The 21,056-nt window shown below is 66.8% G+C and carries 21 protein-coding genes; 6 read left to right on the plus strand and 15 right to left on the minus strand.

The genetic code is table 11. The features are described from left to right. Nucleotides 1-2: 2 nt before the first annotated feature. Nucleotides 3-362 carry a cupin domain-containing protein gene (locus tag ACIBG5_RS32580; RefSeq protein WP_396395353.1) on the minus strand — a complete coding sequence of 120 codons (360 nt, stop codon included), beginning with the start codon at nucleotides 360-362 and terminating at the stop codon, nucleotides 3-5. 109 nt (nucleotides 363-471) lie between these two features. Next, nucleotides 472-1,860 carry a PLP-dependent aminotransferase family protein gene (locus ACIBG5_RS32585; protein WP_396395354.1) on the minus strand — a complete coding sequence of 463 codons (1,389 nt, stop codon included), beginning with the start codon at nucleotides 1,858-1,860 and terminating at the stop codon, nucleotides 472-474. 97 nt (nucleotides 1,861-1,957) lie between these two features. Between ACIBG5_RS32585 and ACIBG5_RS32590 the strand changes: the two genes are divergently transcribed. Together ACIBG5_RS32590 and ACIBG5_RS32595 are read left to right on the plus strand one after the other, a co-directional pair. Then, a complete protein-coding gene (locus ACIBG5_RS32590) occupies nucleotides 1,958-3,214 on the plus strand; it encodes a Tm-1-like ATP-binding domain-containing protein (RefSeq protein ID WP_396395355.1) in 1,257 nt (418 codons plus the stop codon). Nucleotides 3,215-3,216: 2 nt separating this feature from the next. After that, nucleotides 3,217-4,047 carry a phosphoenolpyruvate hydrolase family protein gene (locus tag ACIBG5_RS32595; protein WP_396395356.1) on the plus strand — a complete coding sequence of 277 codons (831 nt, stop codon included), beginning with the start codon at nucleotides 3,217-3,219 and terminating at the stop codon, nucleotides 4,045-4,047. Between the two features lie 119 nt (nucleotides 4,048-4,166). On the opposite strand, the gene infA is transcribed toward ACIBG5_RS32595, so the two are convergent. From infA to ACIBG5_RS32640, 9 genes are all read right to left on the minus strand, one after another. Then, on the minus strand, nucleotides 4,167-4,391 hold the full coding sequence (gene infA / locus ACIBG5_RS32600) for a translation initiation factor IF-1 (protein ID WP_328519767.1): 225 nt from the start codon (nucleotides 4,389-4,391) through the stop codon (nucleotides 4,167-4,169). A 2-nt stretch (nucleotides 4,392-4,393) separates the two neighbouring features. Beyond that, nucleotides 4,394-5,188, minus strand: coding sequence for a GNAT family N-acetyltransferase (locus ACIBG5_RS32605; RefSeq protein WP_396395357.1), 795 nt, complete (start codon nucleotides 5,186-5,188; stop codon nucleotides 4,394-4,396). A gap of 282 nt (nucleotides 5,189-5,470) precedes the next feature. Beyond that, the gene (locus tag ACIBG5_RS32610; RefSeq protein WP_396395358.1) at nucleotides 5,471-8,308 is read right to left on the minus strand and encodes a tyrosinase family protein; all 2,838 of its coding nucleotides are present in this window, start codon (nucleotides 8,306-8,308) and stop codon (nucleotides 5,471-5,473) included. A 117-nt stretch (nucleotides 8,309-8,425) separates the two neighbouring features. Next, nucleotides 8,426-8,845, minus strand: coding sequence for a phosphatase PAP2 family protein (locus ACIBG5_RS32615; RefSeq protein WP_396395359.1), 420 nt, complete (start codon nucleotides 8,843-8,845; stop codon nucleotides 8,426-8,428). A 54-nt stretch (nucleotides 8,846-8,899) separates the two neighbouring features. Then, complete coding sequence (locus ACIBG5_RS32620; protein WP_396395360.1) at nucleotides 8,900-9,370, minus strand: hypothetical protein; 471 nt, start codon at nucleotides 9,368-9,370, stop codon at nucleotides 8,900-8,902. A 389-nt stretch (nucleotides 9,371-9,759) separates the two neighbouring features. Then, nucleotides 9,760-10,056: a putative quinol monooxygenase gene (locus ACIBG5_RS32625; protein WP_396395362.1), complete on the minus strand. Its 297-nt coding sequence runs from the start codon at nucleotides 10,054-10,056 to the stop codon at nucleotides 9,760-9,762. Nucleotides 10,057-10,073: 17 nt separating this feature from the next. Beyond that, nucleotides 10,074-10,400 carry a putative quinol monooxygenase gene (locus ACIBG5_RS32630; protein ID WP_396395363.1) on the minus strand — a complete coding sequence of 109 codons (327 nt, stop codon included), beginning with the start codon at nucleotides 10,398-10,400 and terminating at the stop codon, nucleotides 10,074-10,076. Nucleotides 10,401-10,467: 67 nt separating this feature from the next. Next, nucleotides 10,468-11,046, minus strand: a complete 579-nt coding sequence (locus ACIBG5_RS32635) for a TetR/AcrR family transcriptional regulator (protein WP_396395364.1) — start codon at nucleotides 11,044-11,046, stop codon at nucleotides 10,468-10,470. Nucleotides 11,047-11,232: 186 nt separating this feature from the next. Continuing rightward, on the minus strand, nucleotides 11,233-13,590 hold the full coding sequence (locus ACIBG5_RS32640; RefSeq protein WP_396395365.1) for an MMPL family transporter: 2,358 nt from the start codon (nucleotides 13,588-13,590) through the stop codon (nucleotides 11,233-11,235). Nucleotides 13,591-13,699: 109 nt separating this feature from the next. Between ACIBG5_RS32640 and ACIBG5_RS32645 the strand changes: the two genes are divergently transcribed. Together ACIBG5_RS32645 and ACIBG5_RS32650 are read left to right on the plus strand one after the other, a co-directional pair. Next, on the plus strand, nucleotides 13,700-14,908 hold the full coding sequence (locus tag ACIBG5_RS32645; protein WP_396395366.1) for a sensor histidine kinase: 1,209 nt from the start codon (nucleotides 13,700-13,702) through the stop codon (nucleotides 14,906-14,908). Continuing rightward, nucleotides 14,899-15,591: a response regulator gene (locus ACIBG5_RS32650; protein ID WP_396395367.1), complete on the plus strand. Its 693-nt coding sequence runs from the start codon at nucleotides 14,899-14,901 to the stop codon at nucleotides 15,589-15,591. Before ACIBG5_RS32645 ends, ACIBG5_RS32650 begins: the two co-directional genes overlap by 10 nt. A gap of 30 nt (nucleotides 15,592-15,621) precedes the next feature. Here ACIBG5_RS32650 and ACIBG5_RS32655 read toward each other — a convergent pair whose 3' ends face one another. Further along, nucleotides 15,622-16,500, minus strand: coding sequence for an RNA polymerase sigma-70 factor (locus ACIBG5_RS32655; protein WP_396395368.1), 879 nt, complete (start codon nucleotides 16,498-16,500; stop codon nucleotides 15,622-15,624). Further along, the gene (locus tag ACIBG5_RS32660; RefSeq protein WP_396395369.1) at nucleotides 16,497-17,099 is read right to left on the minus strand and encodes a carboxymuconolactone decarboxylase family protein; all 603 of its coding nucleotides are present in this window, start codon (nucleotides 17,097-17,099) and stop codon (nucleotides 16,497-16,499) included. The genes ACIBG5_RS32655 and ACIBG5_RS32660 overlap by 4 nt, the downstream gene beginning before the upstream one ends. 290 nt (nucleotides 17,100-17,389) lie before the next feature. Between ACIBG5_RS32660 and ACIBG5_RS32665 the strand changes: the two genes are divergently transcribed. Beyond that, a complete protein-coding gene (locus tag ACIBG5_RS32665; RefSeq protein ID WP_396395370.1) occupies nucleotides 17,390-18,499 on the plus strand; it encodes an epoxide hydrolase family protein in 1,110 nt (369 codons plus the stop codon). A 232-nt stretch (nucleotides 18,500-18,731) separates the two neighbouring features. Here ACIBG5_RS32665 and ACIBG5_RS32670 read toward each other — a convergent pair whose 3' ends face one another. Continuing rightward, a complete protein-coding gene (locus tag ACIBG5_RS32670) occupies nucleotides 18,732-19,097 on the minus strand; it encodes a hypothetical protein (protein ID WP_396395371.1) in 366 nt (121 codons plus the stop codon). Nucleotides 19,098-19,264: 167 nt separating this feature from the next. Here ACIBG5_RS32670 and ACIBG5_RS32675 point away from each other — a divergent pair, with 167 nt between their 5' ends. Beyond that, a complete protein-coding gene (locus ACIBG5_RS32675; RefSeq protein WP_396395375.1) occupies nucleotides 19,265-20,422 on the plus strand; it encodes a lanthionine synthetase LanC family protein in 1,158 nt (385 codons plus the stop codon). Nucleotides 20,423-20,471: 49 nt separating this feature from the next. On the opposite strand, the gene ACIBG5_RS32680 is transcribed toward ACIBG5_RS32675, so the two are convergent. Next, on the minus strand, nucleotides 20,472-21,056 hold a 585-nt coding region (locus ACIBG5_RS32680; RefSeq protein ID WP_396395373.1), incomplete at its 5' end, for an ABC transporter ATP-binding protein.

Below are 21,056 nucleotides of genomic sequence, written 5' to 3' on the forward strand. Positions count from 1 at the left end.
GGCTACTCGCCGACGACTTCTCGGTCAGGTGTGGAGAACGCGATCATCAGGACCGCGGGTTCGGAGCCGACGTTGCGCGCGTTGTGAACCGTCCCGGCCGGGATCGAGATGGTGTCACCCGCGGACATCGGCAGCTGCTCGTCGCCGAGCCGGTGGTCGATCGTTCCACTGACGACGTGCAGCACCTCGTCGCAGTTCGGGTGATGGTGCGGGGGATTCTGCTGGCCCGGCTCGATTGTGCAGCGACCGACGGTCATGGTGTCGGAGTTTCCGATGGCCCCGGACACCATCCAATCGAGCCGGCCCCAGTCCTGCGGTTCGACGACGACTTTGCCGGCGGGGGTCAGTCCACCACGGCCCACGATGTTCTCCTGTCGTTGACTGTCCGTTTCGGTCTGGTGCCATCCTGGATACAGGAGACCAAAGGGGACAGTGCCAATTCGGCACTCGTGGGTGGGCCACCCGAGCTGGTCAGGTACGGTCGCCGACGATCCGCCAGGCCTCGGCCAGGGCGTGCACACCGGCCAGCAGTTGATCGTGATCGGCCGCGAAGCCGATGCGCAGATAGTCGTCGTACGCGTCGATGCAGCTGAAGGTCGGGCCGGGCAGCAGTTGGACGCCGAGGCGCTCGGCGCGTTGCACCAGGCTGGTCGCGCATGGTGCCGGGAGCCGGACCCACAGGGAAGCCCCACCGGCTGGAACGACCGGTTCGCAGTCAGGTAGAAGCTCTTGGAGGACGGTGAGAACGAGGTCACGAGCCGCACCCAGGACTCGGCGGCGCTCGGCCCTGGCCTCGCCGATGCGGGGGAGAAGCCGAGCTGTGGTCACTTGCGCGAGCAACGAGGTGCCGAGATCTTCGCCTGCCTTGATCGGCGCGAGTGACGCGACAGTGGCCGGATCGGCCCGGAGCCATCCGACGCGCAGGCCGCCCCAGAAGGACTTGCTGACCGAACCGACGGTGATGACGGTCGAGCCCCACGCGGCCATCGGTGTGGCCGGCGGTCCGTCGATCATGGCGTCGGCCAAGGTCGTGTCGTCGAGAACAATCAGTCCGAGTGATGCCGCGGTGATGGCGAGTTGGCGGCGCCGGCCGGGGTTCATCACCGACCCGGTCGGGTTGTGGACGGTGGACTGCATCACGAGGAGTCTCGGCTTGGTACGTCGTACCGCTGCCACCAACTCGGCTGTCTCGATGCCGTGCGGACCTCGCCGGATCGGCTCGAGTCGAGCGCCGGCTGCGCGCAGTACCTCGATCGCGCCGCGGAAGGACGGCTCCTCCACCAGTGCGACCGAGCCCGGCTCGAGCATCGAGACCGCGGCCATCCGCATGGCCTGCTGGGCGCCTGAGGTGATGAGGATCTGATCCGGTGTGGTCGGCAGGCCGACCGCGGTGTAGTAGCGGGCGACCTCGTCACGGAGCGCGGGCAGGCCCTCGGGCAGGTAGCCGTGTGAGTCGACGAGTGGCGCGAGCTCGGGTCCGACGACCGACGCCGCGTCCACCACCAGGCGAAGCCCGGGCAGCGCGGCGCTGCGGAGATCGATGCGCGACGCGATGCCCGCCGTCGTTGCCAGGAAGGACTCGAACCGGTCGTCGCCACGGACACCGAGGAACTGGCGGGCCGAGCTGACGTACGTGCCGTCCCCGCGCCGGCTTGTCAGGATGCCGTCACCGCGCAACTCGTCGAACGCCGCGCCGACGGTGTTGCGGCTGACATCGAGTGCTTCGGCGAGGGAGCGTTCGGACGGCAGCCGGACCCCGGCGGCGAGCTTGCCGGAAACCACGAGCATCCGGAGATGACTGGCGAGCTGCGTGTGGAGCGCTCCCTCGCCTAGTCCCCAGTCGCCCATCAGGCGGACCATCTGGTGAACGTTCAGCGGAGTAACCATTCGCGAGGAATTGGCTCTCGTTGGCTTCATTCCGGTCCTCCATCATGGGACAGAACTTCGGGAGGAGACCATGGCCACCGTCGCACTCGTCGGCACGCTCGACACCAAGAGCTCCGAATATCTCTTCGTCGCCGAACGACTCCGGGATCTCGGAGTCGAGGTGATCATGATCGACTGCGGAGTGCTGGGGGAGCCTGGCTTTGTCCCGCAGATCGATCGTTACCACGTCGCCAGGGTTGCCGGCGAGGATCTCGATCGACTGGCCTCCGCGGGGGATCGCGGAGCCGCCGTGCAGGCGATGTCGCGCGGCGCGGCCAGGGTTGTCGAGCAGCTGTACGGTGAGGGCAGGCTACAGGGGGCGCTCGCGTTGGGCGGGACCGGCGGAACGTCGCTGGCCGCCGCGGCCTTCCGGCCACTGCCGCTCGGGGTGCCGAAGTTGATCGTTTCGACAGCGGCTGCCGGCGACAACGCGCCCTACGTCGGCGAGACGGATCTGATCCTGGCACCGAGCGTGGTCGACGTCGCCGGGCTGAACCGTATCTCGACCCGCGTCCTCGGTAACGCGGCCGCGGCGATGGCCGGCATGGTGACCGCGCCGCCAGTCAGGCCTTCGAGTGACGAGAAGCCGTTGGTGGCGGCGAGCATGTTCGGTGTCACGACCCCGTGCGTCACCCGGGCCCGGGAGCAGCTGGAAGCGCTGGGGTACGAGGTGCTCGTGTTCCACATGACTGGAGCGGGCGGGCGGACACTGGAGTCGCTGGTGTCGAACGGCGTACTCGCCGGAGTCCTCGATGTCACGACGACCGAGCTCGCCGATCACCTCGTCGGCGGGATCTTCGACGCCGGCCCGGACCGGCTCTGCGCCGCGGCCCGCACCGGGACTCCCGCGGTGATCTCCCTCGGCGCGTTGGACATGGTCAACTTCGGGCCGCACGAGAGTGTGCCCGAACGCTTCGCCGGACGCCTGACCTATCGCCACAACGCCACGACGACCCTGATGCGTACGACGCCCGAGGAGTGCCGGGAACTCGGGACCCAACTGGCCGCGAAGGTTGGGCAGTCGGTCGGACCGGCCACGGTCTTCATTCCGTTGAACGGCATCTCGGCGATCGCCGTGAAGGACGGCGCGTTCTACGACCCGGAGGCCGATCAGGAGTTGTTCGAGAGCGTCCGGTCGGGGTTGCGCGACAGCCAGGTCGAGTTGATCGAGCTGAGCTGCGACATCAACGCCGTGGAGTTCGCCGACGCGATGGTGCAGCGACTGCACGCAGCCATATCCGCCGCCGCCACTAGCGGGCCGCGACCACGAGTTCACGAGGGAGATTGAGCATGGGTCGAATCGAGCGCCACGACATCCTGCAGCGGCTGCGCAGCAAGGTGGAGCGGCACGAGCCGATCGTCGGCGGCGGAGCAGGCACCGGCCTGTCCGCCAAGTGCGAAGAGGCCGGGGGCATCGACCTGATCATCGTCTACAACTCCGGACGGTTCCGGATGGCCGGCCGCGGATCGCTGGCCGGCCTCCTGGCCTATGGCAACGCGAACGACATCGTGCTCGAGATGGCGGCCGAGATCGTCACGGTCGTCGACCGCACGCCGGTGCTGGCCGGCGTCAACGCCACCGATCCGTTCCTCCAGCCGGCGGCGTTCCTGGCGGAACTCGTGACCGCCGGATACTCCGGGGTACAGAACTTCCCGACCGTTGGACTGATCGACGGCAGCTTCCGGGCCAACCTCGAGGAGACCGGAATGGGCTACCGCCATGAGGTCGAGCTGATCAGGCTCGCGGCCGAGCGAGACCTGCTGACGACGCCGTACGTCTTCTCCGCCGAGGACGCGATCGCGATGACCGCGGCCGGCGCCGACGTCATCGTGTGCCACATGGGCCTGACCACCGGCGGGCAGATCGGAGCCGAGACCGCCCGCAGCCTCGACGACTGCGTGCAACTGAGCAACGAGTGGTCCGAGGCTGCTCGCGGAGTCCGGGACGACGTCATCGTGCTCGCACATGGCGGCCCGATCGCCGAGCCTGGTGACGCAGAATACCTACTGCGCAAGTCCACCGGCGTCCACGGCTTCTATGGCGCGTCCTCAATGGAGCGGCTCCCGGTCGAACGAGCCTTGACCGAGCAGGTACGGGCGTTCACGGAGGTCACGTTCTAGGCAGACATCGACTCGCCACAAACGTTGTCATCGCCTTGGTAGAGCCCACGGGGCCACCGGCGTCAGGTCCCGGGAGGTTCGCAGAACCTCGACCAGATCCTGGGCCGGTGGCGGTGAGGTCAGGTTCGGTACCGGAAGATGATTCGGCCTCGGGTCAGGTCGTACGGGCTGAGCTCCACCAGGACGCGGTCTTCGGGGAGGATCTTGATGTAGTTCTTCCGGATCTTTCCGCTGATGTGGGCGAGGACCTGGTGGCCGTTGGTGAGCTCGACCCGGAAGTTGGCGTTGCGCAGGCACTCGACGACGGTGCCCTCGACTTCGATGCCGCCTGCTGTTCTGGGCATCGTCAGGCCTTTCCCGGCTGGTGAATCAGTTCCAGGCTGCCGCCCGTACGGCGCGCGCCGAGCCCCTCGAACAGCGCCATCGCGGCTGTGTTGGTCTCGTCGACCTCGGCCGTGGCTGCTTCGAAACCGGAGAGGTGCAGCCCACCTAGCACTTGACTCAGCAACGCCCGGGCGATGCCGTGCCGTTGCTCGGTCGCCAGCACCGCGACCAGTCCGATGCGCGGGCGCCGGGTCATCGTCGCTACCCGGACCAGCCCGACGTACCGATCGTCTCGCACCGCGACGGTGTACTTCGATGGGTCGATCGGTCTCGTCCCGCCTTGCCAGGGCAGCACCTCCGCGGGCATTGTCTGCCAGCCGACGGCGGACTCGACCTCGGTGCGAATCGCCCGGTCCAACTCGCGCAACGGAGCCTCCGCCACTGCATCGGCGGTCGCGATCACCACCCCAGCAGGCGCAGCCGCCGTGGGAAGACTCGCGGGTACGACGAACTCCGACTCGCGGCGCCACTGCGTGAACCCGGCGCGTTCCCAGCTGGCTCTGAGGTCGCGGTCGGTCTCGTCGACCACCGTGTATTGCGGTCTCGACTGGCCGGCCAGCATCGCGGCGGCGAGCCGGTCGAAGACAGTGCTGCGCCAGGTGTCGATGCTGAGGAAGGTCCGGCCGTCGAGCCGCCGCGAAGCGTGACCACGGCCGACCACCAGGTCGTTCTCGATCGCGTGCCATTGATTGTCCGCGACGCGCGAGATCGTCACCGCGTAGGCACCGAGGCCCGCACTGTTAGGTACAGAGTTCATAGGTGTTTCCTTTCGGGAGTGCCGAAGTTCTCGAGGCGCTCCCGGCGACACCTATGTCAGTCGTCCGCCCGTGACCACGAGACGGGGAGCACCCACTGCGTTACAGCGTTCATGGGGTCTCACCTCCAGGCGTGATGTCACGGACCACGGCACGGTACCAACCGGTCCACCGCACCAGCCAACCATTTACTGGGCAGACCAGGAGGGTGCCGGTCGCTCAGCCTTCATCTCGCCCCACGGTAGCGGTCGGTAACCATGGGCCGGATTCCTGTAGTGGCATTGCTACTTCGGTGGATCGACCGTCGCGATCGACGTGTTCAGGAACCGAGTGAACGTCTCCAGCATGCAGTCGGCATGCGGGTCGGCGTCTTCGCCCGGATCAGCATGGTCGTGATCGTGGCCGGCCTCCCTGTGCTCATGCCGGCCGCTGATCGCGTCGTGCTCCGGGCAGTACGAACCCTCGAGGTAGACGCCGAGGTGCCAGCTGCCGGGGGTAGGTCTCTCGTCGACATGGAAGTGTGCCGGACCGTCGCCATGTTCGGAGACGGCGACCTCCTCGTCGATCACTGCTGCCAGCTCTGGCCGCTCTCGCTCGAGAAGCCCCAGCAGGATCGCGGTGTCGATCCGACGGCTGGACCGCTTGTCGCCCGGAACGCGGTACGTCGCACGGCGTGGAATGTCCGTCGGCTCGATCCGTCGGACGGTGTCGGCGATGTCGATCGCCGGACCGACGAGCCGTCCGAAGACCGAGGTGTCGACGATGCCGCCCGCGAGCGCATTCGCGGCTACCGAGACCTTGAACCCGTCCGTGCGCTCGACGAGCTCTCGCTCGGGTGCCAGTTCCACCTGCAGCCGGGTCCGGGCGTAGATGTTGACGACGATCGCGCAGGCATCGGCGCTGTCGTTGTTCGTGCCGGTCGCGCCGACGTCGAGGCGATGCCGTGCCGGCGAGGGAACTCCTCGTACTGCGCTCATTCGGAGTTTCTGGTCGAGGAGCCGGGCATGACGCGGTCCGCGGACTGGTCCTGCGCTGACGGGGATCATGAGGTCGCCCGGCAGGAACATCGTCATCGCGGTGTCGTCGCGAGCGCGATATGACACCATCAGCCGCCATTGCCCGACCCAGCAGGAAGCGTCCGCGCTGTCGCGTTGGAGGACGAGAGTCAGGCGGCCGTTCGATCGGTTGACCGTCACGTCGGGTGTTCGGCCGCAGCCGCAACTGCCGCCGCCATGGCCCGCATGGCCGCTGTGTTGGCCGGCCGTCCCGTCCGGTCGCTGCGCCGCCCCAGTGTGGCCGGATCCATCGGCGTAGACGGTGGTGCCGTCCGGTGCCTGGAGATGGAACGACCAGTTCGGGTCGCTGAAGTCCATGCCCTGGGTGGTGATCAGGAACGCGTCTTCGCCGCTCGTCGCCCAGAATTCCAGGTGGGTGTGCTCGCCTGCGTAGAGCTCGATGACCGGGTCGAAGACGGTGCTGAAGCCGATTGCGCGGGCGAGCGCGTTCGAGTAGAACTTGTCGATCGTGCCCGCGTTCTCGCCGTGGAAGACCTGGCTGAAGCCCAGCGTCCGGCCTTTCGCCACCATGGCGGCCAGCGTCGGGTAGTCGACGTCCGCCGCAGTCCCGAAACCCATCGCGAAGATTGCCGTATTGGCGAACGAGCCGTCGGGGATGGACGTCATCGGCGATCCGGAGGTCAGCATCCCGTCGGTCAGCATGGCCAGGTAGCGAGGCTCGTCCGCCGGGATCCAACTGTCCGGCGGCTCGACGAGCGTGTCCTCCACGTCCTGAAGCGCGTCGGCCAGCGGCGTCCCTCCGCTTGGCGTCATGCCGGCGACCACGCCGTCGAACGTCGCCTTGCTGTAGGACGTGCCCGGCTTGATCAAGCCGTACGGCGTGCCGGGAAAGACCGGGCTGAAGTCGTTCGAGACCAGCGAGCGGAACGTCTTGATCCCCGCGGTGACGTAGATCGCGCCACTTTGCTGGACCGTCTCGGCGTCCTGCAGGAAGGCCGACACGCCGCGTTTCGCCGCTTCCCACTTGGTGATCGTGCCGCTGCCCGTCATCGGGTCCGGAGTCAGCGCTGTCATGCTGCCGGTGCGGTCGAGGCCGATGCCGATCACTGCCAGCGAGTCATAGGTGTAGCCGTACGCGGCGCGATAGTTCAGCGTGTCCTGATTCCGGGCTGTGCCGATCGCGGAGGTGTCAGGCATGACGATCGTCGGAAACGACACGGTCGAGGAGTAACCGGCGATGGTGCCGACCCATGGGTACATCGGGTCGGCCGGGCCGTGTTCGGGCTTGGCGCCGACCAACGGATAGTCGGTCGCATGGCCGTCGGACTGCCACATCGCCCACAGCCGGTCGATGTTGCAGTGGTGGAGGTAGAACATCGGATCGAACGGCGAGATCGCCGGTTTGCCCATGTGGCCGCCGATGTAGCCGTGCATGCCGTTGTGGAGTTGACTACCGGAGGGAACCGAGGTCCCGAACTCGTTGCGGCCGGTTTCAAGGATGACCTGGAAGTTGCGGTAGCCGGTCTGGCCGAGCACAGTCCGAAGGTCTGCGGCCGACGGCAGGCCGCCGAAACCGCCCACGGTGCGCTTGAGTCCACCGGCCGAGGTCCCGAAATCGGGATGCAGGTTCCAGCCGTTGAGCCCGGCCGGGTACCAGGGCGGCAGGGGCGTCGGATTGCCTGCGGTTCCCGGCCTGTTCGGGGCGAAATAGCCACTGCTGACGAGCTGGGACCCAGCCGAGCCGTTCGGCCCGAGGAACGTGTCAACGAGTAACGGCGCGGGGTCTGTCCAGTCCCAGTACGGCAGCATCACTCCGGCCACATAGCTTTGAAGCTGGAGTTCGAACCGGTGCAGGAAGTAGCGATGCCAGCTGAGGAAGCTGTAGGAGCCGGTGCCACCGTGCCCAAAGTTGACCGTCAGGGCCGAACCTGGCGCCCGGCCCCGTTGGATCATCTGATGCATGGCGACGTACTCGTCCCACCGGCTGTACTGGGCGGCCGGAACTGCGGCCGGATTGACGATGTCGGCCTTCATCAGGACGCACGCCTTGACGAAGTTCTCTCGCTCGGTCGCGGTGAGGAACTTGGCGTTCTTGCGGATACCCATGACCTGGCCCCCCGGCTGGATCGGCACGTGTCGCAAGCGCCCGAGCGACATCGCGAACATCCCCTATCTACGGAGTACTCGCATCCGCCGCCTGAGACACGATCCTTCAGCATGGTCCTACTGGCCATTGCCTGCAGCAACGTCATGGGAGCGGGTACGTCGGTCCCGGACGAAGCGGGCGACGTTCAAGACGATCACCAGCCACACGATCGCGACCGTCCAGCCGGCGAGTACGTCGGTAGCCCAGTGGTAGCCGAGGTAGACGCGGCTCAGCCCGATGCCGATGCTCATCACGACCGCGACCGCGAGAATCGCGGTCCGGTTCCGGAGTGATCTGATTCTGGCCATCACCAAGGCGGCCACCGTGAGGAAGACCGTCGAGTTCAGTGCGTGACCGGACGGGAACGCGAACGTGTTCGAGACGGGACCCAGGACGAGAGTGACATCCGGACGTGCGCGTCCGATGAGGAGTTTCAGGCCACTCGACAAGGCTGACGAACCGATCATTGCGAGCAGCACACCACAGGAGTGCGCCATTGAATAAGTCCCCGGGCATCTAGCGCAGCACTGTGGCTGTGTGCGGGATTGTCGTCATTCGTGGTGCTCTGTCCAGCGGCGGCTGAAGCCGCGCATGATCGAGCCGCCGATGGGCTGGAGGAGCGGTGTCAGGAGGCGGCCGTACAGTCGCATGCCGGGCAGCCGTAGTCCAAGCAGGTATCCCACGCGGGTACCTTCGCCGGTGCGGGCCGCGGCCATTCCGAAGACCACGTACCGGCTCTGCATCAGACACCATCCAGAGCGCAGCACCACCTCGAACAGTGCGCGGAGACCGATCCGGTCGCGCACCTGAGCGCGCATTCGTTCGCCGTTTCGCTCTGTGATCTGGATCGAGGTGATGCTCGGTGTGTAGTTCAGGAAGCTGTGTTCGAGGTCGCTGAGCTCGGCCCAGATGCGGTCGAAATCGGCGGGGACCACTGTCTCGCTGAGCAGCGTGCCAGGGAGGGCGGCGTGCAGGGCGCGGAGCCGACGTACGTCGTCGAGCTCGCTGATCGGCCAGTTCACGGTCTACTCCTCTCGTCCAGCCAAGCCTTCCGAAAGCTTCGCCGGCCACGGAACAGCCGGGACCGCACGGTCCCGGCGGGAATCTCCAGCAGCTCACTGGCGCGCTGCTCATCCAATCCGACTGACGCCACAGGAACTACCCGATCCAGGCCAGCCTGGCAGGCTCGGGTGATCACGCCTCTGCGGGCGGATGGAATCGCTCAGTCGGAGTTGGAGCACACATCATCGAGTACATCTCCCACTGAGTTTGGTGCCGAGAGCCACTACCGGACAGGACTGGTACCGCGGAGGAGGTCACGAGGTCGGGCCGCTCGACGTACGAGGCGACGGCGAGCGCTGCTGGAGGAAGTCGGCAACCGCGGCGGCGATCAGCCGATCCTCGCGTCCGGTCACTCGCCGGGGAGCTGGGCGGCGATGAGGTCGACGCGCTCGATGGAGGGCTGTCCAGCAAACAGCTCCGCGGCTGCAGGTCCCTGCAGTGTTTCGCCGTCGGCCTCGAGGTGAGCCTGACGGTTGGCCTCGTCGACGGAGGCGTCGAAGACTCCGAACGTCGTAGGCCCGAGGCGCAGCGCGAACCAGACGACCGTCGCCGTCTCCGCCCGTACGTGGCCCAGCGCCGACCTCAGCATGGCCTCGACCTCCCGCACCCTGTCGGACTTGGCCTCGATGCGGATGAGCAGTCCCACGCCAGTGGCCTACTCGGCTAAGGGAGCTTGGCCGCGAGGATGTCGGTGGGGACGAGCGCGGGCGGTTCGGCGAACACATCCGATCCCTCCATGAGCCTGTCTCTGCCTGCTTCCAGATGTGCCTGCCGGCCGGACTCGTGCGGGAAGGCGTCGACGATCGCGAAGGTTGACGGCCCGAGCCGGAGAGCAAGCCAGACGATGGTGTCAGGCTCCTGCCGAACCACCTCGACAGCTGCCTTGAGGCGTGCTTCCACCTCCGCTTCCCTCCCCGGCTTGGCCTCGACCCGGATGAAGAACCCCAGGGTGACGACGGCGTCACTCGCCTCGGTGTGCTGAATGCTCATTCCGTTCCTTTCTTGACTTATAGGTACAGAATTTGGGTAGCCGTAACGTTTTCCGAAAAGATCGGACTTAGAGGGTGGTGAGCACTGCGTCGACGACCCTGCGCAGCCGGTCCGGGCTGTCGGCGGTCTTCGCAACCACACTCATGCCGATGCTGGCGTTGAGCAACAAACTCGCCACCTCGCGGGAATCGCGATCGGCATCGATCTCCCCGCCACGCTGGCCCTCCTCGATGGCCGCCTGAAACGCGCTCTCCATGCGATCGAAGACACCTCTCACGATCTTGGCGGCGATGTCGTCGACGCCGGCAAGTTCGGCCGCGGTGTTCACGGCCAGGCATCCACGGCGACGCGGGTCGGCGAGATAGGCGTCCACCAATCTCTCCAGCGCGGTGCGAAGCCGCGCCCGCACGGATCCCGGCCCTTCTAACACCTCAACCAGTCCCGCGACGCGGTTCTCGCCGTACCGTCGCAGGGCCTGTTCGAACAAGGCGTGCTTGCTGGTGAACGTGTTGTAGAGACTGCCTTTGCCTATGCCGAGTTCGTGGACCAGGTCTTGCGGCGTCGTCAAGGCATATCCCTTGCGCCAGAACACGTCTACAGCCTTGTCGATCGCGGCGTCCGGCTCGAACTGCTTCGGTCTGCCCACGCGGAGACGCTAGCTGATTCTTTACCTGAAGGTCAAATAAAGTTCGGGGCAGGCCGGTCCGAGATCCCGACACCGTGGCCCCGGCCACCGCGAAGCGGTTCCGCGGGTTGTGGTCATGAGGCTGGGTGATCTGTGCCGCCAGTAGCTCGGACGTGTGAGGCCTCGATTCCTTCGAGGTTGGCGGCGTCACGATCCGACCGGCGTCGGCGCGGGGGTCGCGGTCGGGGTCTCGGAGTCGCGCGCAGACAAGTACGCGTCGGACCGCCCTTCGACGTGCAGGTGGGGCATCCAGCGCTCCAGCGGACGGGGCAGCCACCAGTTGCGGTGACCGAGCAGCCGCATCACCGCCGGGACCAGCAACATGCGGACGATCGTCGCGTCCACCAGAATCGCGGCCGCCATGCCCACCCCGAAGGACTTCAGGGTCACGTCGTCGAGCGCGATCATCGCCGCGAAGACCACGATCATGATGGACGCGGCGGCGGTGATCACGCGGCCGGTCCCGGCCAGCCCGGAGAGGATGGCCTGACTGTTGTCGCGGGTGCGTACCCACGTCTCGCTCATCCGGCTGACCAGGAAGACCTCGTAGTCCATCGAGAGCCCGAACAGCAGGGCGAACATGATCACTGGAACGTACCCCGCCAGCGGTGCCGCCGAGTCGATGCCGATCAGCCGGCCGGCCCAGCCTCCCTCGAGGAAGAACGCCAGTACGCCGTACGCCGCCGCCACGGACAGGAGGTTCATCACTGCCGCGGTGGCGGCGATGACGATACTGCGGAATGCCACGAGCAGAAGGAGCATGGACACGAGGACGACTCCGCCGATGAGGTACGGGAGCCGGTCGACGACTGATGAGTTGAGGTCGATCGTCGTGGCGGTCCTCCCGCCGACATGTGCGTGCGTATCGGTGCCCTTGACGGCGGCCGGGATCACGTTGTCCCGGACCGAGCGCACCAGGTCCACGGTGGCGCTGTCTTGCGGTCCTGTGGCGGGCACGACTGTGATGAGCGCGGTGTCGCCGGTCGAGTTGACCTGTGGCGGTGACACTGCGGCGACACCGGCTGTCGCCTGGAGTCCCGCGTGCAGCTGCTTGATGACCGTGTCGCCCTGGGCCTGGCCGAGATCCGCGACCACCAGCAGAGGACCGCTGGTGCCCGGACCGAAGCCTTCGGCCAGCATGTCGTAGCCCTGCCGGTTGGAGGTGTCTTCAGGATCGTTGCCCGCGTCGGGCATGGCGAACCGGACGCCGAGGAAGGGGACGGCAAGCAAGACCAGTACGGCGATGGCTCCGGCAGCGGCGAGCACGCTGTGTCGCTGCACCAGCCGGCTCCACCGCACCCAGCCGGCTGCTGGGACCACGTGGCCGTCAGCCGAGACCCGCGCGACACGGCGGCGTCCGAGTGGCAGTCGCAACCGGTCGATCCACCTGCCCAGGTAGCCCAACAGCGCGGGGAACAGCGTCAGAGCGGCGAGCATCACGATCAGTAGCGCCACCATCGTGACGACGGCGGTGCCGTCCATGATGGACAGTCCCATCGCGAAGAGCCCGCCCATGCTCACGATCACCGTTCCACCGGCGACGAGGACGGCCCGGCCGGCGGTGTCGAGTGTCGCCACCGTTGCCAGTTCAGGATCGAGCCCCACGGCCCGCCACTCCCGGAACCGGGTGACCATCAGCAGCGCATAGTCGATGCCCACGGCGATGCCGAGCATCGCCCCGATGAGCGGCGCGAAGTCGGGCACGTCCACCACCGCCGCCATCAGGCCGACCAGGCTGGAGCTCACCAGCAGCCCGCCGACAGCCAAGGCTAGAGGCAGGCCGGCTGCCACCAGTGATCCGAACGTGATCAGCAGGATCACGGCGGCCGCCATCAGCCCGAGCATCTCGGTGGTGCCGCCCTGCGGCGCTTCTGCCCGCTGAACCGCCTGGCCAGTGAGGGCGATCTCCAGGCCTTCGCCCTCGGCATGGTCGGTCGCAGCCAGCAACCTCTCGGTGTCCTCGACCGGCATGTCGTTGGGGTTGGCGACGTCGAGATAGACGCGTGCGACCAGGGTCCGGCCATCCGGTGAGGGAGCAGTACCGGTGGCGTACGGATCCTCCACGTCCGCGACATGTGGCATGCCGCGCAGCTTCCCGAGGAGTGCCTCGACCCGGCCTTGGACCTCGCTGCCGGCCACGTTGTCGGCGCGGGCCACCAAATCGACGCGATCGCCCGCCTGAGCCGGGAATCGCTCTGTCAGCAGCGTCTGTGCTTGCTCCGAGTCCGACCCCGGCAGGGTCGTGCCGTTGACCTTCTCTCCTCCGAACGCGGCCGACAGGCCGATGGCCAGCCCTAGTGCCAGCAGCCAAGCCAGCAACACCATCCCGCGCCGGCGGAAGGACAGGCGTGCCAGCCGTCCCAACGGGCCCGGGCGTACGGGATCGGCACCGTAGTGGCGGTCGTCGGGCAGGTACGTGTCGGTCATGAAGGCCTCCGTCAGTGATGTAACGGAGTTGATCGTCTCGCCGGTGACGACGCCGGTACGTCCGTTCGAGGACGGCACTGTCTACGCCTTTCGACGTAGACGTCACGGGCCGGATCGCGCTCTTCGTCGTACTGGCCCGCGCACCGGACGGGAGTCCCTGCCGCGGCCGAAGACCTATGATCGCGACATGCAAGCCCGCGCCGTCTCGTACCGCCTGCCTGCGCTTGCGTTGGACCTGTGTCTCGCCCTCTTCATCACGGTGATGCAGGTCCAAGGCAGCCTGGCCAAAGTGGCAGCCGACCCCGATTCGGTGTTACGTCCCCTCTCGGACCTCGGCTACCTCGGATACGTCTTGCTCATCGTCAGTGGCGCCGTCGTCGCTCTGCGGCGCCAGTTCCCGGTGGCGGTCTTCGCGATCACCGCGGTCGCCAGCCTGATCTACTACACCCTGGACTTCCCGGACGGACCTGGCTGGCTCGGGCTCTTCGTCGCCCTCTACAGCCTCGCTGCGTGTGGCGACGGGCGCCGGTCGCTGGCGATCGCCGCCGTCGGGATCACGGTGCTGACCGCCGGCTGGCTGGTCGCCGCCACAGATATCGAGCCGCCCGCCGCCATCGGGTGGGTGTTCTTCCGGATCGGGGCCTCGGTGATGAGCGTCGCCCTCGGCGAGTCGGTCCGGACTCGACGTGTCATCGCTGCCGACGCGCTGGAGCGGGCCGAGCTGGCCGAACGAACCCGCGAGGAGGAAGCACGGGCCCGGGTCGACGAAGAACGACTCAGGATCGCTCGCGAGGTGCACGACACCGTCGCTCATGCCATCGCCATCATCAATGTCCAGTCCGGTGTCACCGCCCACCTCCTCGACAAACGGCCCGAACGGACACGCGAGGCGCTGGAGGCCATCGAGCAGACCAGCTCCAAAGCACTGCACGAGATGCGGTCCATCCTCGGCGTACTCCGAGATGCCGACGACGGGCGAGCGCTGCACCCTGGCCTCGGACAGATCGACGAGTTGTTCGCCAACGCGCGCCACGCCGGACTCGAGATGATGCTCGAGAGTGCGCCGTCCACCCCGGCATTGCCGACCGCGGTGGACAGCGCTGCTTTCCGAATCCTCCAAGAGTCGATCACGAACGTGATCCGCCACGTAGGTCCGACCCGGGTGACGGTCGGGCTCGGCTACGGAGTCGACTCCCTCGAGTTGAGCGTGACCAACGAACGTGGCCACGCCCAGAGCAATGGCGCAAGATCCGCTGTACCAGGGCGTGGGATCATTGGCATGCGCGAGCGGTGTCAACTCCTGGGCGGCGATCTCGACGCCGGGCCGATAGCCGATGGCGGGTTCGCGGTTGTTGCACGACTGCCCTTTGCGCCGGCGGGAGCGACATGCCGTTGAAGACGTCCCTCGACGACACGCCGATCAAGGTGCTGGTCGTCGACGACGAGGGTCTCGTGCGTTCCGGCTTCAGGGCGCTCCTCGAAGCCGAGGACGGCATCGAAGTGGTAGGTGAAGCCACCAACGGAGTTCAGGCCGTCGAACAAGCCCGCGCCACCCGGCCCCACGTCGTACTCATGGACATCCGGATGCCGAAGATGGACGGCATCCAGGCCACTCAACAGATCGCCGCGACACCCGGACTCCAGCACGTTCGCGTCCTCATCCTGACCACCTACGACACCGACGCGTACGTCTTCGAGGGACTCCAGGCCGGTGCCAGCGGGTTCCTGCTCAAAGACGCCGGTCCCGCCGAGCTCCTCCACGGCATCCGTGTCGTCGCCGCCGGAGACTCGCTGCTCGCACCGCGAATCACCCGACGCCTCATCTCACAGTTCACCGCTCAACGAACAGTCAGCCAGGCAGCCGACGAACGGCTCGCGGTGCTCACCGAACGAGAACGCGAAGTTCTGTCCCTGGTTGGTCAGGGCATGAGCAATCAGGAGATCGGCGCCGAGCTGTTCCTCAGCCCAGCCACCGCACGCACCCACGTCAGCCACGCCATGGTGAAACTCCGTGCCCGCGACCGCGCGCAACTCGTTGTCATCGCCTATCAAACAGGCCTGGTCAGCGCCCAACCTTGACCAGCAGCCTTCCAGCCCACCGCGACCTCGTCATGTGGCCAGCAGCGTTTCCCGATCGAGACGGGTCAGCTTCTCCGGGTTGGCGATCCCGTAGATCCCTGTGATGCGGCCGCCCGCGACTTGCACGCTGGCCACACCGACGGGTTGGCCGTCGAGGTCGATCCTGACCGCCGGCGCGCCGTTGACCCACGTGGCGTGTACGACGAGGCCGTCGTACCTGCCCACCGCGGCCAAGGCATCCGCCACGCGCTTGGCTCCCTCGAGCGGCCGTCGGGCCGCAGGAGCTAGCCCACCGCCGTCGCCCACTGCCACCACGTCCGGGGCCAGCACAGTCAGGAGTGCATCGACGTCCCCGGTCCGGATCGCGACGAGGAACCGCTCGACGACCTCCTCCTGCTCCGCGCGGGTGACCCGGGTCCGCGGGCGTCGGGCCGCCACGTGACGGCGCGCCCGGTGGGCGATCTGTCGGACGGTCGCCGGAGTCTTGTCGAGCGCCTCTGCGATCTCGTCGTACGGCACCGCGAAGACCTCGCGCAGCACGAACACGGCCCGCTCGGTCGGGCCCAGCGTCTCCAGCACGGTGAGCATGGCAATCGAGACGCTGTCCGCGAGCGCGACATCATTGGCAACGTCAGGGGTGGTCAGCAGCGGCTCGGGCAGCCACTGGCCGACATACTTCTCGCGAAGGCGCGAGAGCGTCCGCATCCGGTTGAGCGCCTGCCGGGTGACGATGCGGATCAGGAACGCGCGGGGGCTGTGTACCTCCCGTTGGTCGACGTCGGCCCACTGCAGCCAGCTCTCCTGGACGACGTCCTCGGCGTCGGCCGCCGAGGAGAGCATCTCGTAGGCGACGGTGAAGAGCAGGCTGCGATGAGCCTCGAACTCCTCGGTGCCATTCGGTGTGCTCATGACTGCGACGCTACGCCGGTCGCAGACCTCGAGGGCTCGGTCAGTGGACGGAGGCCGCACGCCGCCGCGAAGCCCTGAGACTCGAAGGGCCCGATCGCGATGTTCATTCGGGCAGCCATGTTCGCCAGCGTGATGTAGGCGGTCAGCTCCAGCAGAGCCGGTGCCCCGAGACTGTTCAACAACCTCGCCGAGAGTTCATCTGTCACCGTCGGCGGCGTCTGGCTCATCGCTTCGGCGTACTCCATCACGTCACGCTCGAGCGGGGTGAAGACGTCGGACTCGCGCCAGCCCGGCACCTCGCGGGCCTTCTTCACATCGAGGCCGTCGTGGTTCGCCATGAAATAGCCGAGGTCGAGGCAGAACCTGCAGCCGATCAGAGCCATGGTCGCCATATGGGCGAAGGCCTTGAGGTTCTCGTCGCACTCGTTCCACTTCTTCGCCTTCTTCGACAGGCCCATCATGGTCATCAGAACCGGCTTGTTGTGCCACATCACTTCCAGCTGCTCCGGTACCTCGCCCAACATCTTCCGGCTGACTCTCTTGGCTACCGCGCCGAGAACTCCGGTGATCTCGGTCTTGGGGATCCTGGTCTCGGACATCTCGTCTCCTGGTTGCGTTGGTTGGACCATCGGTCGGTCACCCCATGAGTCACCGGAGGCGGACTAGATGTGACATCCGGTCAGGACCTTGCCTGAGCCGGGGATGCTCACGGATCCGGCGACGACTGGGCGCCCCTCCCGCGACATGACCGAGTTCGCCGCCGACCACGCCGTGCTCTTCGCCGCCCACGGCACCGGGTGACTCGGCCCCTGGTGCTGGCGATCCCAGGAGCGACGGTCGCTAGCTGCGTTTGCGCGGGATCATCGTTGGAGCATCCAGAGGAGGAAACGTGAGCACGTTCGAGGTTGCTGACTTTGCCATCGCGGTGCCGGACGACGACGTCGCAGACCTACGCCGTCGCCTGTCGTCGACGCGCCGGCCCAGATCTTGGCCCGAGCCTGCCTGGTTGGCGGGAACCGACCGCGACGTCCTCGCTCACCTGGTCGCCTACTGGGCCGACGGATTCGACTGGCGCAGTCACGAACGACGCCTGAACGCTGAGCCGCAGCGAATCGCAACCGTCAGCGGACAACGGGTTCACCTCCTCCACGTCCGCGCGGACGAGCCGACGGGCCTTCCGATGATCCTCACCAACGGGTGGCCGAGCACCTTCGCCGAGATGATCCCACTGGCGCACCGCCTCGCCGGCCTCGGACACGACGTCGTCGTACCGTCTCTGCCCGGGTTCACCTTCTCCGATCAGGCAGCCGAGGCTCCGGCCGCGGTTCCGACGTACGAGCTCTGGCATCGCCTCATGTTGGGTCTCGGCTACGACCGCTACCTAGCGCACGGGGGTGACCTCGGAGCCGGGATCACCTCGCGTCTCGGGGCCGCCCATTCGGAAGCAGTCGCAGGCATCCATCTGATGGCTGTGATGGCGGCCGTCGACCACAGCGACCTCACGGCAGCAGAGGAGGCCTACCTGTCGGGGATCGAATCCTGGACCAGCGACGGCGGCGCCTACCAACATCAGCAGCAGACTCGGCCCCTGACGCTGGCATACGGCCTGAGCGACTCGCCGGCTGGTCTGCTGGCCTGGATCCTTGAGAAGTACCGAGCCTGGAGTGACTGCGGCGGAGACATCAGCACTCGATGGACCGAGGACGAGATCCTGGTGCAGGCCTCGCTCTACTGGTTCACCAACACGATCGGTACGTCGTTCCGGCCCTACTTCGACTACGTGGCGCATCCGATGCCGCGGCCCGTGATGGGCGACCTTCCGACCGCAGTCGCGGCATTCCCGTACGACATCTCGGTGCCGCCGCGCGAATACGCCGAGCGCACCTACCACGTCGTGCGCTACACCCGCTTCGACCACGGCGGACACTTCGCACCGCATGAGGAGCCGGAATCACTCGCCCGAGACATCCACGACTTCGCCGCAGCCCTGTCTGTTTGACTGGGGCAGCACGGTCGAGACGCGACCGTGCACACGTTATGATGACCGTGAACAGGTTGTTCCGTGTCCGCGGCCCCCAGATCCTGTCCTCGGCGCGGTTTGAGGCCGCCAGCTCACACACGCTCCTTGCTGGAGCTTGATGTGGGACCGGGGTAACCCGAGGGTGACCGCTCCACGGCGACCCGCAGTGCTTGGCTCACACGTCACACGTCGCCGGCTCGGCGTTCCTTGGTCACAAGGCGAAGCGTCGGGCGAACTCGACGATGGTGGTCGGCCGGACACCGGGGTAGCGCTCGTTGTCGAGTGGATCGAGCTTGGCTTTGCCCGTGATCATCGCCCAGAGGTACTGCAAGGCAACGAAGTCCTCCGGGCCGGACGCGCTGGCCCTGCGGCGCTCGATCTCCGCAGCCAGCTCGTCGGCGGTGCCTCGCCGCCGCAGTTCGAGGCTTCGGCCGGATCCACGCTCAAGTGCCGCGTGGAACTCCTTCATGGTCAGTACGTCGCCGGCGACCCGAACCGGTCGGCCGGTGGTGCCGGGATCAAGTGCAACAGCAGCCGTGTACGCCGCCGTGTCCGCGATTTCGCAGACGTTGTGCACGATGAGGAACTAGTAGTCGCCTTCGAACGGATCGCCGACTCACCGTCACGAAGCCAGCTACCGACCCGTGATCGGGATCAACCCGAACGGGTGCCGACGTCGGCGAGTGTCCGCAACGTAAACTGGCCGCCGTGGGGACGCCAGATCGTGCGGCAAGGGCCGAAGAGGTGACGTGGCTTGCGCGAGGGGCGGCTGACTGGTTGGTCGGCAAAGTTGCCGACTGCAAGGACCCGTCGCTCTACCACGGCATGGCCGGGATCGTGCTCGCGCTGCAGGAAGCGGCGCAGCACTTCGGCGACGATCGCTATCACCATGCAGTGGCAGCGGGCGTGGATGCTCTGACGGCGAGCGTCGACAGTCTTGAGGACTCGTCGCTGTACTTCGGCTTGGCCGGCGTCGCTGCTGGGCTGCGGGCACTTGGCAGTCCCGATGCGGCAGACCGGGCGCTGGGCCGGATTCGGGATCGCTTCGATGGGCAGCGCTGGAGCCCGATGTTCGAGCTCTTCGCCGGCAACGCCGGCATAGGGCTTGGTGCACTGTCTGCGGGTGATGTGGACCTGGCCGTTGCGGCGGTGACGCCCTACCTCACTACGGCGGATCGGACGGCATGTGGCGTGAACTGGCCGGTCCGGCCCTCTCCGCCTCGGTCCCATCACATTGCGCACGGCACCCTGGGCATCGTCTATGCGCTGGCCGCCGTCGGTCGAGCCGCTGACCGGGAGGATCTGGTCGACCTTGCTCTCACCGGAGCGGCAGACGTCGTGGGCCGCAATGAGGCTGGTCCCGACGGCTTCCTTGTACCGCACTCCGACCCACCGCACCGGCCTGATGTGGTCGAGCGGTTCAGCCTTGGTTGGTGCAATGGTCCGGCGGGCGACGCACAAGTCTTTCGCCTGCTCGCGCAGGTCACTGGAGACTCGGCCTGGATTCGACTCGGTGACAGATGCTGGCAAACGGTCACACAGTCCGGGTTGCCGCATCGGATCCGTCCGGGTTTCTGGGACAACCACGGGCGGTGCTGCGGGACCGCAGGCGTGCTGGCCCTGGCCTGCGACCGAATCGTGGAACGTGGTGACGACTTCGAGTTCGCCGACGTCCTGGTCGATGACCTGGTGACTCACGCAATCGTCGATGAAGCCGGCGTTCGCTGGTCGAATCATGAGCACCGCGCAGACCCACCAGACCCTGAACCGCGCCCCGGATGGGCCATGGGCAACGCAGGCATCGTTCGTGAGTTGCTGCGCTACGCACGACTGAACGAGGGCGGCTTCGGCGGCTATGCAGTCGCGTGGCCGGACCATCCCGTCACAGACGCGAACCCGTAACGAACCTGTCCTCCGAGCCCCGGGCGACCTTGAAGGCTGCTCTCGAGCCTCAGCAGTTCGCAACCGCTACCTGGGCTTGGTTTCGCAGGCCGGCGCGCAGTGGGATACACATCGGTTTACCACTGACCGGGTGCGGCACGACTTTGGATTCGACTCCGAACACGTCGCGGATGGTGTCGCAGGTGAAGACGTCTTCGGGGGTGCCTTGGGTGACGAGGGTGCCGGATTTCATGACGAAGACGTGGTCGGCGTATTCGGCGGCCATGTTGAAGTCGTGCAGCACCATCGCGACGGTTTTGCCTTGTTCCTGGTTGAGCTGGTGCAGCAGGTCGAGTACTTCGAGCTGGTAGGCGACGTCGAGGTAGGTGGTGGGTTCGTCGAGCAGGATGAGGTCGGTGCCTTGGGCGAGGCAGAGCGCGATCCAGACGCGTTGGCGCTGTCCGCCGGACAGTTGGTCGACGTGTTGGTGGCGCAGTTCGGTGGTGCTGGTGACGTCCATGGCCCATTCGACGGTGTCTTTGTCGGCCTGGCTGGGGACCTTGAGGGAGGTGCGGTGGGGGTGGCGGCCGAACCAGACCAGGTCTTCGACCGAGATCGACTCGGGCGTGACCAGGACCTGGGGCAGGATCGCCAG

The organism is Kribbella sp. NPDC050241 (assembly GCF_044459685.1).
In the GTDB taxonomy this organism is placed as follows: Bacteria; Actinomycetota; Actinomycetes; order Propionibacteriales; family Kribbellaceae; genus Kribbella.

Coding starts and splice junctions, on each gene's coding strand:
- ACIBG5_RS32615 (WP_396395359.1), bottom strand. CDS start 8,845: ATGGCGCACTCCTGTGGTGTGCTGCTCGCAATGATCGGTTCGTCAGCC.
- ACIBG5_RS32645 (WP_396395366.1), top strand. CDS start 13,700: ATGCAAGCCCGCGCCGTCTCGTACCGCCTGCCTGCGCTTGCGTTGGAC.
- infA (WP_328519767.1), bottom strand. CDS start 4,391: ATGCCCAGAACAGCAGGCGGCATCGAAGTCGAGGGCACCGTCGTCGAG.
- ACIBG5_RS32660 (WP_396395369.1), bottom strand. CDS start 17,099: ATGTCCGAGACCAGGATCCCCAAGACCGAGATCACCGGAGTTCTCGGC.
- ACIBG5_RS32655 (WP_396395368.1), bottom strand. CDS start 16,500: ATGAGCACACCGAATGGCACCGAGGAGTTCGAGGCTCATCGCAGCCTG.
- ACIBG5_RS32590 (WP_396395355.1), top strand. CDS start 1,958: ATGGCCACCGTCGCACTCGTCGGCACGCTCGACACCAAGAGCTCCGAA.
- ACIBG5_RS32605 (WP_396395357.1), bottom strand. CDS start 5,188: ATGAACTCTGTACCTAACAGTGCGGGCCTCGGTGCCTACGCGGTGACG.
- ACIBG5_RS32630 (WP_396395363.1), bottom strand. CDS start 10,400: ATGAGCATTCAGCACACCGAGGCGAGTGACGCCGTCGTCACCCTGGGG.
- ACIBG5_RS32610 (WP_396395358.1), bottom strand. CDS start 8,308: ATGGGTATCCGCAAGAACGCCAAGTTCCTCACCGCGACCGAGCGAGAG.
- ACIBG5_RS32650 (WP_396395367.1), top strand. CDS start 14,899: ATGCCGTTGAAGACGTCCCTCGACGACACGCCGATCAAGGTGCTGGTC.
- ACIBG5_RS32585 (WP_396395354.1), bottom strand. CDS start 1,860: ATGGTCCGCCTGATGGGCGACTGGGGACTAGGCGAGGGAGCGCTCCAC.
- ACIBG5_RS32595 (WP_396395356.1), top strand. CDS start 3,217: ATGGGTCGAATCGAGCGCCACGACATCCTGCAGCGGCTGCGCAGCAAG.